The following is a 14,284-nucleotide window of genomic DNA, read 5'->3' as shown; positions in this document are numbered from 1 at the left end:
CCGATATGAGCAGCAGCTTCAACACCAGCCAGAACAGCAGTGAACACACCCTCAGCGGTGACGACGTCTTCACCCTCACCCCGCCGGAGGCCGTCGCGCCGGTGCCGAGGGAGAAGGCCGGCGGGCTCGTGCCCGTGGACGAGAGCGTCCGTACGGACATGGCTCAGAAGGCCGTCGCCTACGTGGAGGGGCTCGCCTCTCTCGACGCCCGCTCGCCCGAATTCGCGGGCAAGGTCGGCGAGATCACCGCGCTCGGCGCCGGTGAGATGCGCACCGCGACCGCCCAGTCCAACCGCACGCTGGAGCGGACCGTGCGCAGCCTGCCGTCGAAGGGCGGGGACGCGCAGTCGCAGGTGGCGGGCTCGCTCGTCGAACTCCGGCGTGTGGTCGAGGACTTGGACCCGCGTGACCTGTCCGCCGCCAAGGGACGGAAGTTCCTGTCCCGGCTCCCGGGCGGCAACAAGCTGCGCGACCACGTCGCCAAGTACGCCTCCGCGCAGGGCACGTTGAACAAGATCGTGGGTTCGCTGCGCGGCGGTCAGGACGAACTCCGGCGCGACAACGCGGGGTTGCAGACCGAGCGGGTCCGCCTGTGGGAGACCATGGGCAAGCTCCAGGAGTACGTCGTCCTCACCCAGGCCCTCGACACGGCCGTCGAACAGCACATCACCGGCGTCGGCTCCACCGACCCGGGCCAGGCCGACACCCTGCGCGCGGACGTCCTCTTCCCGGTCCGCCAGAAGCACCAGGACCTGCTGACCCAGCTCGCGGTGTGCGCGCAGGGCTACTTGGCGATGGATGTCGTACGGCGCAACAACGACGAGCTGATCAAGGGCGTGGACCGGGCTGCCACGACCACGGTCTCCGCCCTCCGCATCTCGGTCATGCTCGCCTCCGCGCTCGACAACCAGCGCAAGGTCGTCGACCAGGTCAACGCCCTGCGCGGCACGACCGAGGACCTGATCCGGGGCAACGCCGAGATGCTCTCCACGCAGAGCGGTGAGATCCAGCGCATCGCGGCGGACCCGGCGGTGGGCGCGGAGACCCTCCGTACGGCCTTCCAGCAGATCTACCGCACGCTCGACGCGATCGACACCTACAAGGTCCAGGCGACCGAGGTGATGGCCGCGACCGTGGAGTCCTTGACGTCCGAACTCCAGAACGCCAGCACATACTTGGAGCGCAGCCGGTCCCAGAGTGCGCTGGAGGGTGGCCTCGGATGAGACGCCTTCTCGCCCTCGCGCTCGGTACAGCCGCACTGTTGACCGCGTGCACGTCGGCGGCACAGGACACGAAGGCCGAAACCGACAACGCGCCCCGTCCCGGAACCCTCCGCATCCTCGCCTCCAGCGAACTCAGCGACATGACCCCGGTGTTCGACCAGGTCCGCAAGGACACGGGCATCACCATCCGCCCCACCTACATGGGCACCCTGGACGCGGTGGACCTGCTGGCGAAGGGCAAGGCGGACGGTCGGTACGACGCGTTGTGGCTGTCGTCCAACGACTATCTGCGGCTACGGCCCGACGCGGCGAAGAAGATCGTGTCCGAGACCCCGATCATGTCCAGCCCGGTCGCGATCGGCGTGAAGACGACCACCGTCACGGCACTGGGCTGGACGCCGGACGACGTCACCTGGTCGCAGATCGAACAGGCCGTCCAGGACGGCAGGTTGACCTACGGCATGACGGACCCGGCGCGCTCCAACTCCGGTTTCTCGACCCTCATCTCGGTCGCCTCCGCCCTCTCCGGCGCCCAGTCGGCGCTCACCGGCGCGGACGTCACCAAGGCGACTCCCCGGCTGAAGGAGTTCTTCAAGGGGCAGAAGCTGACCTCGGGTTCCTCGGGCTGGCTGGCGGCCGCTTACCAACGCCGGGGAAACGTCGACGCGTTGCTCAATTACGAGTCCGTCCTCAAGGGCATCCCGGGCCTGACCGTGATCCGCCCGAGCGACGGAGTCGTCACCGCCGACTACCCGTTGACGTCCCTCGCCTCGACGGACGCCACGACCCGGGAGAACGTCCGGCGCGTGACGGCCGACCTGCGCACGGACGCCCTCCAGAAACTGATCACCACCCGCACGCACCGCCGCCCGGTCGTCCCCTCCGTACCGCCCGCGTCCGGCCTGGACACCAGCCGACGGCGTGAACTCCCCTTCCCTGGCAGCCAGTCGGTCGCCGACGGGCTCCTCGACTCGTACGAGAACAAGCTGCGCCGGCCGTCGCGGACCGTGTACGTGCTCGACACCTCGGGCTCGATGGAAGGCGACCGGCTGTCCCGGCTGAAGAAGGCCCTCACTGATCTGACCGGGGACTTCCGGCAGCGCGAGGAGGTCACGCTGATGCCGTTCGGGTCGGCCGTGAAGAGCGTCAGGACGCACGTGGTGAGCCCGAGCGATCCGCGGGCCGGGCTCGATGCCATCCGCGCGGACACCAAGGGGCTCAGCGCCTCCGGCAACACCGCGATCTACACCTCGCTGGAGAAGGCGTACGAGCATCTCGGCACCGGTGGCGACACGTTCACGTCGATCGTGCTGATGACCGACGGCGAGAACACGACCGGCGCCAAGGCGAAGGAGTTCGACGGCTTCTACCGGCAACTCCCCGCCGCCCAGCGGGAGATACCCGTCTTTCCCATCCTCTTCGGTGATTCGGACAAGGCGGAGCTCCAGCACATCGCCGACCTGACCGGCGGCCGGCTCTTCGACGCCCAACAGGGCTCACTGGACGGCGCCTTCGAGGAGATCCGTGGCTATCAGTAGGAGGTTCCTGGGCTACTTGGAGTCCCGCAAGAACCTCACCGGCAGCGCGGGCGGACTCGTCGGGCTGGTGCTGACGTTCGTGGGCGTCGCGGGGCCGTACTGGCCGGTCGTGGTCGTCGGTCTGTACGGCGCGGGTGCGCTGATCGCCCCGCCGGAGCGGCCGCCGCTGCCCGACTTCCCGGACCCGTCGGCCCAACTGGAGGAACTGCGCGACGACTTCGAGAAGTTGGGCGGCTATCTCACCGGCGTCGAGCTCCCGCCCGCCGCCGCGGGCCGCCTCACCGAGCTGACCCAACTCCTCGCCGGGCTCCTCGATCCGCAGGTCACCCACGACCTCGCGCAGGACCCGGAGGGCGTGCACATCCTGTCGCGGGCGATCCGACAGGACGTACCGGAGGCGGTCGACACGTTCGTACGGACGCGGTGGTGGACGCGGTTGGCGCCGGGTGCCGAACCCCCTGAGCGGCATCTGGAACGGCAGTTGACGGTGCTTCAGGAGGAGGCGCAGGGGTTGGCGGCCAGTCTGCGGGAAGTCGAGGCGCGGCGGCAGGAGTCGCACACGCGGTATCTGGAGGACCGGGGGCGCTCCACCTGACGTGGGTCAACGGTTGCCCAGCGCGCCCAGCACGATGAGCACCAGGACGAGCGCGGACAGTACGCCCACCACCTTCAGGGGGCCGAACCGGGAGCCCTGTGTGTCCCCCGGCGGCGCCGGTACCGGCACAGGCGGCCGTACCGGCAGGTTGAACACGTCATGTCCCGTCACCGCGGCCCGCGTGCACCACGGGCAGGTCGGGAGGTGGGAGCCGTAGGAGTGCAGGGGGCGTTGCGGGCAGACCTGGACGCGGGAACGCTCCTGGTCCAGGGCGCGGAGCCAGACCTCCGGGGTGGGACGGGCGGACGGTGCGTGGACGCCCGCGCCGAACGCCGTGTGGGCCAGGGTGAGGAGGCCGGGCGGGAGGACCGAGGGGTCGACGGTGCCGCGTGGGATGACGACCGCCTCGGGGCGGACGACGTAGGAGACGCTCGCGGCGATGTTGTCCTTGACCGTCGACTCGGGGGTGCTGTCGTGCGGGACGCCGCCGAAGGGGTGGTTGCCGGCCGTGAGGAGTTGGTAGATCAGCACCGCCAGCGCGAAGTTGTCGCTCTCCTCGGTGGCCGCAGCGCCCGACTGGCGTTCCGGTGAGGAGTAGTCGGTGGTGTGCATCAGGCAGGGGAAGGGCTCGGCGGTGACCGGGTCGGTGAAGGCGATGGAGTCGCAGTCGAGGAACGTGACGAAGCCGTTGGCGTCGACGACGACGTTGCTGCTGGAGAAGTCGCCGATGACGAGCTGGTCGTAGTGCATGCGGGCGGTCATGAAGGCGAGGTTCCAGGCGACGCCCAGCAGGAAGCGCCAGTCCGCGCGGTCGCCGAAGAGGCGCAGGCGCTGGGCGCGGGTGAACAGGCCCACCAGCTGGACGTGTTGGGGCTCGCCGAAGCGGCGCATGGCGTAGCCGAGGAACTCGCCCTCGGGGCTACGGGCCATGGCGGTGGGCCAGGCGAGTTCGGGGGGCTGGTTGGCGTCGGTGGGGCGGGCGGCCAGGGGGGACATCGTGAGCATGCGGGCGAGGCGGCGTTCCAGGTCCGGGCCGGGGCGGTCGCGGTAGAGCTTGACGACGATCGTGTCGTCGCCCTCGACAGGGAAGACGGCCGCCTGGCCGCCGCCCTTGAGCGGGAGTTCGGCGAGGGTGACGGGTTTGCCGTCCAGGTGGACCGTGCGGCCGGTCACGGTGTCACCACGCGCACGGCCCGCAGGAGGGTCTTGTCGTCGGCGTTGAGGCTGGTCAGCCGGTCCGACCTGAGGAGGGCGGCGAGGCTCTCGTGCGCTTTGTCGGTGACCGGTCCCGGGGTGTCGAGGGAGCCCAACACCGCCTCCACGAAAGAGGTGTTGGGCTGGGGCGGGCCGCCGCCGGAGAGCGACAGGGCGGCCTGCGCGAGGCCGTCGGTGGACAGCAGCACGCCATCGACGCGCGGGTCCGCCACGCAGTCGGTGCGCAGTCGGCGGGGTGCGTCGGGCGAGGTGAGGAAGACGGTCTCGTTGCTGTACTCGCTGACGGCGGGCGGCTGCGGGAGGAGGTGGAACTGCCGTTCCCCGTCCTCCGTTCCGGCGCGTACGACGACGAAGCCGTCGCCGACGCTGAGATGGCCGAGCCAGCCGGGGGTGAGGACCACGACGGTGAGGGTGGTGGCGTAGTCGGGGGCGGTGGCGCCGTAGGTGTCCAGGAAGATCTTCGCCACGTCGTGGAAGGCGTCGGCGAGCAGGTCGTGGACCTCCTCGCCGGGCGGGCAGCCGGAGGCGGCGGCCGCCCGGCGCCGGAAGTGCTCGGCCGCCAACTCGACCGCGTGCAGGGCCCCTTGGTCGGAGTGCGGGCGGCTGCCCGCGCCGTCCGCGACGGCGAGGACGGACACGGACGCGGAGGCCGTGTAGGTGCAGGCGTCCTGGCAGGGCGTGCCGGTACGGCGGTGCCGGTAGCCCTCGACGCTCAGGCCGTGGATGCGCCAGGGCGAGTCGGCCACCGCTCAGCTCTCCCAGGCCGGGCGCTGCGTCTTGAACTGGCTGAAGATCTTCTCGAAGACCTCGTCGCCCGCGCCCTTCTGCTCGGCGTTCGCGCTGGCCGACATCATCTGGAGCAGCTCGCGGAACGGGAAGCCCTGGATGCGCGCGTTGAACTTCGGCGCGAAGGCCTGGAGCACCTGCTCGCCGCGGTCGGTGATGCCGCCGACGCCGATCGCGTACAGCCGGAAGCGGCGGGCCTGTTGCTCCTCCGCGAGGACGGGCAGCAGCCGGTGCCAGGAGTCGGTCATGTGGCCGGTGCCGTCGGTGGGGAGGCCGTCGGTGACCAGGCAGATCTGCGGGCGGTAGTACTGGAGTCCGGAGGCGCGCAGCTCGGCCTTGCGGGCGGCGACGACGTGCATGGCGAGTTCGAGCGCCTCGGTCATCAGGGTGACGCCGGACGCGGTGAACCGGGGTGCCTGGAAGGCGTGCGCGGGCACGAAGGGGCTCATCGGGGCGCGTGGGTCGAGGAGTTGGGGTCCGCGCCAGGCGCCGACGCCCTGCCCGCCGAAGGTGATGACGGCGACCTCGACGCTGTAGCTGAGGGAGACGTCGTCGTGGAGTTCCCGGGTCCACTCGGCGAGCGCGTCGTTGAGCGTCTGGATCGGCGTACCGGCCATGGAACTCGACGTATCCAGGCACAGGACGAGCGGCAGCCGTTGCGCGTTGTTCTCGAACTCGATGTCGGCGTACTCCGCCGGCATCGTGGGCGGGTATTCGCTGTGCATGGCGTCTCCTGGTCGGCCGGGCGGTACGGGGGTCACGAGGTGCCGCGCGCGTGATGCCGGGCGGCGGGCGGGAAGGCGTACAGGACGTCGGAGTCGGCTTCGTGGGCGTCGGTGACCTCGACGTACGCGCCGGGCACGGGCGGCGTCCGGTCCGGTTCGGCCCACACCGCGCGGTACAGGACGTGATCGAGTTCGACGTAGCCCTGCGGGTGAAGTGCCGTGCGGACGACGGCCGTTCGGGACGGGCCGGTGCGGGGGCCGACCCGGCGGCCGTAGGAGGAAGGAGCCGGTGCGGGCGGGACGGGGCGGAGTCGGGCGGTGGTCTCGGCGCCGGTCTCCTCGGAGCGGGACTCCGTGACGCCCGCCACGGCCGGGGTGCGGGAGCGGCGGACGGCGAGGAGGAGGGCCAGGAGCAGGAGGAGGAGTACGGCGGTCAGGGCGATGAGCAGGACTCGTGTGTGGTCCGTGGACTTGTCTCCGCCGAGTTCGGCGACGCCGACCTTCTTGTCGATCAGCTGGCCGCCGCTGAGCGAGGACTTCTTGAGCGCCTTGCACAAGTCGCTGGTGCATGCGGGGAGTTCGCTGAGCGTCTTGTCGTCCAGCCGGTCGATCCGGGCGTCCCGGTCGACGAGTGCGCGGCCGGCCAGGATGAGCAGCGCGGTGCCGCCCTGCCCGGTGTGGACGTCGGCCGGTACCTGAACCCGAAGGTTCTTGAGGTCCCCGCGCACGGCGGCCCCGCTGCCCTGCTGGCCGGCGTCGAAGCCCAGCGGCTTGTTCAGCGTGAACGTGACCACGGCCCCGTCGTCCAGCGCGTCCTGCCAGCACCCCAGCCGCGTCGGAAAGTTCTTGCCGCAGTCCGCGCCGGCCGCGGCCGCCGGCCCCGCCGGAATCACCGCGATCAACAAGCCGAACAGCAGGACAGTGAACAACGTATGTCTCATGACGACCCCCCGTTGGCGCCCATAGTGGAGGCAACAGGGCGGTGGCCGAAAGGGGTTGACTGAGAATGCTCAATTCACTTCTAAAGCTGGAAAACCTGATGACAACGGGTGAACATCTGTCGCGCCCGTTCCACCCAATCACTGGCCAGAACATCGAAATCGGACTGGGAGATCCGGCAGGTCAGCGGGAGATCGCAGACCCCGGCGAGGCACGGTCTCGGTCCGCGCACGTCCCACACCGAGAGCATGGGATTCAGCTGTTCGGTGTTCCACGCGTTCGACGCGGCGGCGGCGATCGCCAATTGATCCTTGCGCAGAGAATGACCGTCGGTGACAAAGGCGACGAGGAGTCTTTTCGTGGTCATGAAACGCACGGTGAGCGTGCGCCCGGACGCCTCTAGATCGAATTGCAGGGAGACGGAATCGACATCGCTCTCGACGTGGTAATTCCGGCGAGCGCCCCAATTGTGCACCAACTGCCGCCAGGACGAACCGATGTCGTAGTCCCGGCCGGGCGGGATCGAGGCCTCAGGCGTCGCCACGGACCACCGCCCGCGTGATCATGTCGTCGGTGAGGCCCGCGTCGAGCAGGGCCTGGGCGTGCAGCAGCAGACAGGACGGCACCGGCAGACTGGTGCCGCCCCCGCGCCGGGCCTCCAGCTCGCCGCGGCGGACCTCGATCGTGCGGGCCACGGCGGGCGGCGGCCAGGTCGCGGGGCGCGGCTGCGCGAGCAACTCGCCCAGCAGGGCGGCCAGTTGGGGCCGGTCCTCGGGGCGCTTGGCCAGACACCGGGCGAGCAGCGGCCGTAGACCCGGTGGTACGCCGTCCAGTTCGGGGTCGCGGTGTACTACCCGCAGGCTCACCGCCTCCCCCGCGCCGAACGGCGGACGGCCCGTCAGCGCGTACACCAGGACACCGCCGAGCGAGAACACGTCGCTGGGCGGACCGATCTGACCCGCCGTCATCTGCTCCGGCGACATGAACGGCGGGGTGCCCACCACGATCCCGGCCTGGGTGAGGCTCGGGGCGCCCTCCACGCGGGAGATGCCGAAGTCGATGACGCGGGGGCCGTCGGAGGCGAGCAGCACGTTGGCCGGCTTGAGGTCGCGGTGGACCAGGTTGGCCGCGTGGATCGCCTGCAAGGCCTCGACGAGGAACGCGCCGAGGCTGCGGACCTGGGCCTCGGGCAGCGGGCCGTCCGATCCGACGGCCTCGGCGAGGGAGGGCCCGGGCACGTACATCGTCGCCAGCCAGGGGAGTTCGGCCTCGGTGTCGGCGTCGACGACGGCCGCGGTGTAGGCGCCGCTGACCAGCCGGGCGGCGGCGACCTCGCGGGCGAAACGCTCGCGGAACTCCGACTCCGCGGCCAGTTCGGGCCGTACGACCTTCACCGCCACCTCGCGGCCGGCCGGTGAACGGCCGAGATACACCCATCCCATCCCGCCGGAGCCGAGCCGCCCGGTGATCCGGTACGGCCCCACGCTCAGGGGATCGCTGACCGGAGTGCGCACCCCGCTCACCTCACTTCGGGGTTCGTTACAGGTTGTCCCGAGTGTCCCCCGAAATCCCGTCTTGGGCAGGGGGATGCGCGAAATGACGGCGAGGACCGCGCGGTGGAGCCCCGGTGGTGTAAAGGGCAACGGGCAGGGCCCCGCACGCCGTTGTGCGGGGCCCTGCCCGTTGTGCTGCCACCGCGGCCGGCCTGTGACGACATTGCTGGTCAGGGCACAATCGGCGGCCGGCCGCGGAGTTTTCGGCAGGTTCTAGCCCAGGCGCTGCACCAGCGCGCGGTACTCGTCCCACAGTTCCTTCGGCGTGTGGTCGCCGAAGGTGTTGAGGTGGTCGGGGACCAACGCGGCTTCCTCGCGCCACACGTCCTTGTCGACGGTGAGCAGGAAGTCCAGGTCCGCCTCGGACAGGTCGAGGCCCTTGGTGTCGAGGGCACCCTTGGCCGGCAGCACGCCGATCGGGGTCTCGACGCCCTCGGCGCGGCCGTCGAGGCGGTCCACGATCCACTTCAGGACCCGGCTGTTCTCGCCGAAGCCGGGCCACACGAACTTGCCCGCGTCGTTCTTGCGGAACCAGTTCACGTAGTAGATCTTCGGGAGCTTCGCCTGGTCCCGGCCCTTGGCCACATCGACCCAATGGCCCATGTAGTCACCCATGTTGTAGCCGCAGAACGGCAGCATGGCGAAGGGGTCGCGGCGCAGTTCGCCGACCTTGCCCTCGGCGGCGGCGGTCTTCTCGGAGGCCACGTTGGCGCCGAGGAAGACACCGTGGTTCCAGTCGAAGGACTCCGTCACCAGCGGTACGGCCGAGGCGCGCCGGCCGCCGAACAGGATCGCCGAGATCGGCACGCCCTTGGGGTCCTCCCACTCGGGCGCGATGATCGGGCACTGCGAAGCCGGCACGGTGAAGCGGGCGTTGGGGTGCGCGGCCGGAACACCCGACTCCGGCGTCCAGTCGTTGCCCTTCCAGTCCGTGAGGTGGGCCGGAGTCTCCTCCGTCATGCCCTCCCACCAGATGTCGTTGTCGTCGGTCAACGCCACGTTGGTGAAGACGGAGTTGCCCCACAGCGTCTTCATCGCGTTGGCGTTGGTGTGCTCACCGGTGCCGGGCGCGACGCCGAAGAAACCGGCCTCGGGGTTGATCGCGTAGAGCCGGCCGTCCTCCCCGAACCGCATCCAGGCGATGTCGTCACCGATGGTCTCGACGGTCCAGCCGGAGATGGTGGGCTCCAGCATCGCGAGGTTGGTCTTGCCGCAGGCCGAAGGGAAGGCCGCCGCCACGTACTTGGACTCTCCCTGCGGCGGGGTCAGCTTCAGGATGAGCATGTGCTCGGCGAGCCAGCCCTCGTCCCGCGCCATCACGGAGGCGATGCGCAGGGCGTAGCACTTCTTGCCGAGCAGCGCGTTGCCGCCGTAGCCGGAGCCGTAGGACCAGATCTCGCGGCTCTCGGGGAAGTGCGAGATGTACTTGGTGGAGTTGCACGGCCACGGCACGTCCGCCTCGCCCTCGGCCAGCGGTGCTCCGAGCGTGTGCACAGCACGCACGAAGAATCCGTCGGTACCGAGTTCGTCGAGGACGGGCTGTCCCATGCGGGTCATGGTGCGCATGGAGACGGCGACATAGGCGGAGTCGGTGATCTCGACGCCGATCGCGGAGAGGTCCGAACCGAGGGGGCCCATGCAGAACGGGACGACGTACATCGTCCGGCCCTTCATGGAGCCGCGGAAGATGCCCTTCTCTCCCGCGAAGATGTCCCGCATCTCGGCGGGAGCCTTCCAGTGGTTCGTCGGTCCCGCGTCCTGCTCCCGCTCGGAGCAGATGAACGTCCTGTCCTCGACCCGGGCGACATCGGTCGGGTCGGAGGCGGCGTAGTACGAGTTGGGGCGCTTGATCGGGTCGAGCTTCTTGAAGGTGCCCTTTTGGACGAGCTCCTCGCTGAGCCGCTCGTACTCCGCTTCGGATCCGTCACACCAGACCACGCTGTCCGGCTGCGTCAGTTCTGCGATCTCGTTCACCCACGAGACCAGTTCTTTGTGCTCGGTTGGGATGACGGGGGGAGCCGCGATGTCGCGCGCCACGATTGCTCCTATGGTGAGGGATTTTGTCCTGTCTGCCCCGTGGGGGCCGCGACCCGGATGCTTCACGATGGTCGATCTTGGCGCTCATCCGGTGCCGACCGCACTCATTTGATCATCCGACGCGTCCGCCCATATGTCCAGAGGGCCTCACAGACGAGCGACGTGAGGATCGCCACGTATCCAGATGTTTTCCGTGCGTCACCATCGCTTCACCCCGGGTACCCGGATGCCGGGTAGGGATGGGGGACATGAGAGAGTGGCCACTTCCGGCCCCTCATCTCGCCGCACTGACACGTAACTTACGGTTCCGTAGGTACGATTGCGCGCATGACTGCGTCCGTCCCCGACGCGCCCACGGACACGCCGACTGATGGCCACGGTCCCTCCGCGCTCTCGATTCCCGACCATGTGAAACCGAAGCTGCGCGGCTGGCTGCACCTGGGCATGTTCCCGGCCGTCCTCGTCTCGGGCCTGGTGCTCACCGCCCTCGCCGACACACCCCGGGCCCGTATCGCCTGCGGGATCTTCGCCCTGACGGCCTGCCTGCTCTTCGGGGTCAGCGCGCTGTACCACCGGGGCGACTGGAGCCCGCGCATGGACGGTGTCCTGCGCAGACTCGACCACGCCAACATCTTCCTGATCATCGCGGGCACGTACACGCCCCTGACGATGCTGCTGCTGCCGGGCGCCAAGGGCGAGTGGCTGCTGTGGAGCATCTGGGGCGCGGCCGCGGCCGGCATCGCCTTCCGCGTCTTCTGGGTCGGCGCACCGCGCTGGCTCTACACCCCCTGCTACATCGCGATGGGCTGGGCAGCGGTCTTCTTCCTGCCCGACTTCATGCGCACGGGCGGCATCGCCGTCCTGGTCCTGGTGGTCGTCGGCGGGCTGCTCTACAGCGCGGGCGGCGTGATCTACGGCATCAAGCGCCCGAACCCGTCACCGCGCTGGTTCGGTTTCCACGAGGTCTTCCACTCTCTGACGGTGGCCGCGTTCCTCGTGCACTACGTGGGGATCTCACTGGTGGCGTACCAGCACGGGTAGCACCTGAGGCACCTCCCGTTCATGGCCACGGCTTTCGAGCCGTGGCCATTTTTCATGCCCTGTTTCCGGCCTTCCGCCCGGCCGACACGTCCTGACAGTAGATACCGGTTGACATCAACCACCTTTTGAGAGCTACTCTCATTTCATGGCTACTGTCACTCAATCCAACGCCGTGCAGCGCGATCCGCGCCGCTGGTGGGCCCTCGGGGCCCTGGTCGCGAGCATGCTCACGCTCGGCTTCGACACGACGATCCTCAATGTCGCCCTGCCCACGATGGCGGGCGAGCTCGGCGCCACCACCGGCCAGCAGCAGTGGATGGCGGACGCGTATGTGATCGTCTTCGCCGCCCTGATGCTCCCGGCGGGACTGCTCGGCGACCGCTTCGGACGGCGCCGCATGCTGATCGTGGGGCTCGGCATCTTCCTCGCCGGTTCCGTGGCGGGCGCCCTGGCCGGCGACGTCACCTGGGTCATCGTGGCCCGCACGGTGATGGGCGTCGGCGCGGCCCTGGTCACCCCGCTCGCCCTGTCCGTGCTGCCCTCCCTCTTCGGCCCCGACGAGCGCACCAAGGCCGTCGGCGTCATCTCCGCGGCCTCGTCGCTCGGGCTGCCGCTCGGCCCGATCATCGGCGGCTGGCTGCTCAACCACTTCTGGTGGGGCTCGGTCTTCCTGGTCAACATCCCGATGGCCGCGATCGGCATAGCGGCCTGCGTCTTCCTGCTGCCCGAGACCAAGGACCCCGCCTCGCCCCGGGTCGACACCATCTCCACCGCGTTCACGGCGGCCGGCCTCGGCGCCCTCATCTACGCGATCATCGAGGCGCCCGGCCGCGGTTGGGGCGACCCGCTGATCGTGGGCATGCTCATCGGATCCGCGATCCTGCTGGCCGCGCTCGTGCTGCGCGAGCGGCGCATGGAACGCCCCATGCTCGACATGACCCTGCTCGCCCACCGCGGCTTCCTGTTCAGCTCGATCGCGGCGACCCTGGTGATGTTCGTCCTGTCCGGCCTGCTGTTCGTGCTGCCGCAGTACCTCCAGGCGGTGCTCGGCCACGACGCGCTCGGCACCGGCGTCCGGCTGCTGCCCATGATGGGCGGCCTGATCGTCGCGGCCCGGGCCGCGCAACCGCTCGTCGGCAAGTTCGGCTCCCGTGCCGTGGTCTGCGCCGGCCTGGTGGTGCTGGCCTTCGCCGCACTGCTCGGCAGCCGTACGACGGTCGACTCCGGCTACGGCTTCACCGCGCTGTGGCTGTCCATCACCGGCTTCGGCTTCGGCTTCTCGATCGTCCCCGCGATGGACGGCGCCCTCGGCGCACTCCCCCGCGACCGGGCCGGCAGCGGCGCCGGGCTCCTCATGACCATGCGCCAGGTCGGCGCCGCGATCGGCATCGCCCTCCTCGGCAGCCTGCTCGCGAGCACCTTCCGCGACCGCCTCGACGTCACCGGCCTGCCCGCGAAGGCGGCCGACACGGCCGGGGAGTCCGTCGTGGCGGCACACATGGTCGCGCAGAAGGCGGGCTCGACGGACCTCATCTCCTCCGCGAACAGCGCCTACGTCCACGGCATGGGCCTGGTCCTGCTGGTGTGCGGCGTCGCGGCGCTCGTCACCGCCCTGCTGTCCGCGGCGTTCCTGCCGAACACGCCGGCCGCGCCCACCGAGAAGGAGGAGGGCGACGAGGACGAGGACACCGCCGCAGCCGTGGCCATCGCTCTGGCGGATGCCGGACAATGAACACCATGACGGCCGCACCCTCCCCCTTCAGCCCCGCCGAACGCCCCCAGCTGGGCCTCCGCGAGCGCAAGAAGATCAAGACCCGCGAGGCGATCCGCACCGCGACGTACGCCCTGGTCAAAGAACAGGGGTACGACGCGACCACGATCGAGCAGATCGCCGAGCGCGCCGAGGTGTCGCCGTCGACCGTCTTCCGCTACTTCCCCACCAAGGAAGACATCGTCATCACGGACGAGTTCGACCCGATCATCATGGAGGAGCTCCGGGCCCGGCCCGTCGACGAACCATGGATGGTCACCCTGCGGTACGTGATGCGCAAGGCCATCCAGTTCGACCTCAAGGAGAACCAGGAGATCTCCCGCCTCCGCTCCCACCTCATGGTCCAGGTCCCGGCCGTGCGCTCGCGGATGATGGAGAGCATGTCGGTCACCGGCAACATGCTCTGCCAGGCCATCGCGGAACGCACCGGCCGGGACCCGGAGAGCCTGGAAGTGCGCGTCTACGCCATGTCCCTCATCGGCGGCCTGATGGAGGCAAGCCTGTACTGGGCGGAGAACGGCCACCAGGGGCAGCTCTCGGACCTGGTGGAACGCGCGATGGATGTCCTGGAGCACGGGCTTTCCGAGTGAACCCGGGTGCGTGTCCGGCACGTTCGTGGCCTGAGCGAGCCGGCGATCGAGAAGGAGGCCGCCGACATCGACGAGTACGGACGCCTGCGCGAACGTGAAGAGCAGGCCGAGGACGCCTGGTTGAACAGCTTGGCGGACGAGGCCGAGGCCGAGGGGCGCGACGGCTCCGTCTCCCTTGAGGAGATGTTCGCCGTGCTCCGCTCCGACGGCGCCTGATTCGGACGGGGTACGTCAGCCGGTTCGGACCACACGCCCAGGAGACCTGCTCAAG

At 69.6% G+C, this 14,284-nt stretch carries 14 protein-coding genes; 7 read left to right on the top strand and 7 right to left on the bottom strand.

Annotation, left to right across the window (positions count from 1 at the left end):
- Positions 1-5 precede the first annotated feature (5 nt).
- From ACNFOC_RS08920 to ACNFOC_RS08910, 3 genes are read left to right on the top strand one after another with little or no spacing between them, the layout of a single operon-like run.
- Positions 6-1,223 (top strand): toxic anion resistance protein, encoded by a 1,218-nt coding sequence (locus tag ACNFOC_RS08920; protein ID WP_416958462.1) that lies wholly within the window; start codon positions 6-8, stop codon positions 1,221-1,223.
- Positions 1,220-2,761, top strand: a complete 1,542-nt coding sequence (locus ACNFOC_RS08915; protein WP_416958460.1) for a vWA domain-containing protein — start codon at positions 1,220-1,222, stop codon at positions 2,759-2,761. The genes ACNFOC_RS08920 and ACNFOC_RS08915 overlap by 4 nt, the downstream gene beginning before the upstream one ends.
- Positions 2,748-3,356, top strand: a complete 609-nt coding sequence (locus ACNFOC_RS08910) for a hypothetical protein (protein WP_416958458.1) — start codon at positions 2,748-2,750, stop codon at positions 3,354-3,356. Before ACNFOC_RS08915 ends, ACNFOC_RS08910 begins: the two co-directional genes overlap by 14 nt.
- A 6-nt stretch (positions 3,357-3,362) precedes the next feature.
- Here the strand turns inward: ACNFOC_RS08910 and ACNFOC_RS08905 are convergent, their stop codons facing one another.
- The 7 genes from ACNFOC_RS08905 to ACNFOC_RS08875 form a co-directional block, all read right to left on the bottom strand.
- The gene (locus tag ACNFOC_RS08905; protein ID WP_416958456.1) at positions 3,363-4,529 is read right to left on the bottom strand and encodes a hypothetical protein; all 1,167 of its coding nucleotides are present in this window, start codon (positions 4,527-4,529) and stop codon (positions 3,363-3,365) included.
- Positions 4,526-5,317, bottom strand: coding sequence for a PP2C family serine/threonine-protein phosphatase (locus tag ACNFOC_RS08900; protein ID WP_416958454.1), 792 nt, complete (start codon positions 5,315-5,317; stop codon positions 4,526-4,528). Before ACNFOC_RS08900 ends, ACNFOC_RS08905 begins: the two co-directional genes overlap by 4 nt.
- 3 nt (positions 5,318-5,320) lie before the next feature.
- Complete coding sequence (locus ACNFOC_RS08895; protein ID WP_416958452.1) at positions 5,321-6,082, bottom strand: vWA domain-containing protein; 762 nt, start codon at positions 6,080-6,082, stop codon at positions 5,321-5,323.
- A gap of 32 nt (positions 6,083-6,114) precedes the next feature.
- Positions 6,115-7,023 carry a hypothetical protein gene (locus tag ACNFOC_RS08890; protein WP_416958450.1) on the bottom strand — a complete coding sequence of 303 codons (909 nt, stop codon included), beginning with the start codon at positions 7,021-7,023 and terminating at the stop codon, positions 6,115-6,117.
- 80 nt (positions 7,024-7,103) lie between these two features.
- Positions 7,104-7,565: a hypothetical protein gene (locus ACNFOC_RS08885; protein WP_416958448.1), complete on the bottom strand. Its 462-nt coding sequence runs from the start codon at positions 7,563-7,565 to the stop codon at positions 7,104-7,106.
- Positions 7,552-8,535, bottom strand: coding sequence for a serine/threonine-protein kinase (locus ACNFOC_RS08880; RefSeq protein ID WP_416958445.1), 984 nt, complete (start codon positions 8,533-8,535; stop codon positions 7,552-7,554). Before ACNFOC_RS08880 ends, ACNFOC_RS08885 begins: the two co-directional genes overlap by 14 nt.
- A gap of 252 nt (positions 8,536-8,787) precedes the next feature.
- A complete protein-coding gene (locus tag ACNFOC_RS08875; protein ID WP_416958443.1) occupies positions 8,788-10,611 on the bottom strand; it encodes a phosphoenolpyruvate carboxykinase (GTP) in 1,824 nt (607 codons plus the stop codon).
- Between the two features lie 327 nt (positions 10,612-10,938).
- On the opposite strand from ACNFOC_RS08875, the gene trhA reads away from it, so the two are divergent.
- The 4 genes from trhA to ACNFOC_RS08855 all read left to right on the top strand — a co-directional run bounded on the left by trhA (position 10,939) and on the right by ACNFOC_RS08855 (position 14,229).
- Positions 10,939-11,652 carry a PAQR family membrane homeostasis protein TrhA gene (trhA, locus tag ACNFOC_RS08870; protein WP_416958441.1) on the top strand — a complete coding sequence of 238 codons (714 nt, stop codon included), beginning with the start codon at positions 10,939-10,941 and terminating at the stop codon, positions 11,650-11,652.
- A 145-nt stretch (positions 11,653-11,797) separates the two neighbouring features.
- Entirely contained in the window at positions 11,798-13,384 is a 1,587-nt protein-coding gene (locus tag ACNFOC_RS08865; RefSeq protein WP_416958440.1) for a DHA2 family efflux MFS transporter permease subunit, read from the top strand.
- A gap of 5 nt (positions 13,385-13,389) precedes the next feature.
- Positions 13,390-14,013, top strand: a complete 624-nt coding sequence (locus ACNFOC_RS08860) for a TetR/AcrR family transcriptional regulator (RefSeq protein ID WP_521984875.1) — start codon at positions 13,390-13,392, stop codon at positions 14,011-14,013.
- 6 nt (positions 14,014-14,019) lie between these two features.
- Positions 14,020-14,229 (top strand): hypothetical protein, encoded by a 210-nt coding sequence (locus ACNFOC_RS08855; RefSeq protein ID WP_416958436.1) that lies wholly within the window; start codon positions 14,020-14,022, stop codon positions 14,227-14,229.
- Positions 14,230-14,284 lie beyond the last annotated feature (55 nt).

Source organism: Streptomyces colwelliae, from assembly GCF_048158785.1.
Lineage (GTDB): Bacteria > Actinomycetota > Actinomycetes > Streptomycetales > Streptomycetaceae > Streptomyces.
This window is presented reverse-complemented; position numbering and strand designations above follow the sequence as displayed.

Excerpts from the sequence above, each read along its gene's own strand:
- ACNFOC_RS08895 (WP_416958452.1), bottom strand. The coding sequence starts at position 6,082 with ATGCACAGCGAATACCCGCCCACGATGCCGGCGGAGTACGCCGACATC.
- ACNFOC_RS08890 (WP_416958450.1), bottom strand. The coding sequence starts at position 7,023 with ATGAGACATACGTTGTTCACTGTCCTGCTGTTCGGCTTGTTGATCGCG.
- ACNFOC_RS08865 (WP_416958440.1), top strand. The coding sequence starts at position 11,798 with ATGGCTACTGTCACTCAATCCAACGCCGTGCAGCGCGATCCGCGCCGC.
- ACNFOC_RS08915 (WP_416958460.1), top strand. The coding sequence starts at position 1,220 with ATGAGACGCCTTCTCGCCCTCGCGCTCGGTACAGCCGCACTGTTGACC.
- ACNFOC_RS08920 (WP_416958462.1), top strand. The coding sequence starts at position 6 with ATGAGCAGCAGCTTCAACACCAGCCAGAACAGCAGTGAACACACCCTC.
- trhA (WP_416958441.1), top strand. The coding sequence starts at position 10,939 with ATGACTGCGTCCGTCCCCGACGCGCCCACGGACACGCCGACTGATGGC.
- ACNFOC_RS08860 (WP_521984875.1), top strand. The coding sequence starts at position 13,390 with ATGACGGCCGCACCCTCCCCCTTCAGCCCCGCCGAACGCCCCCAGCTG.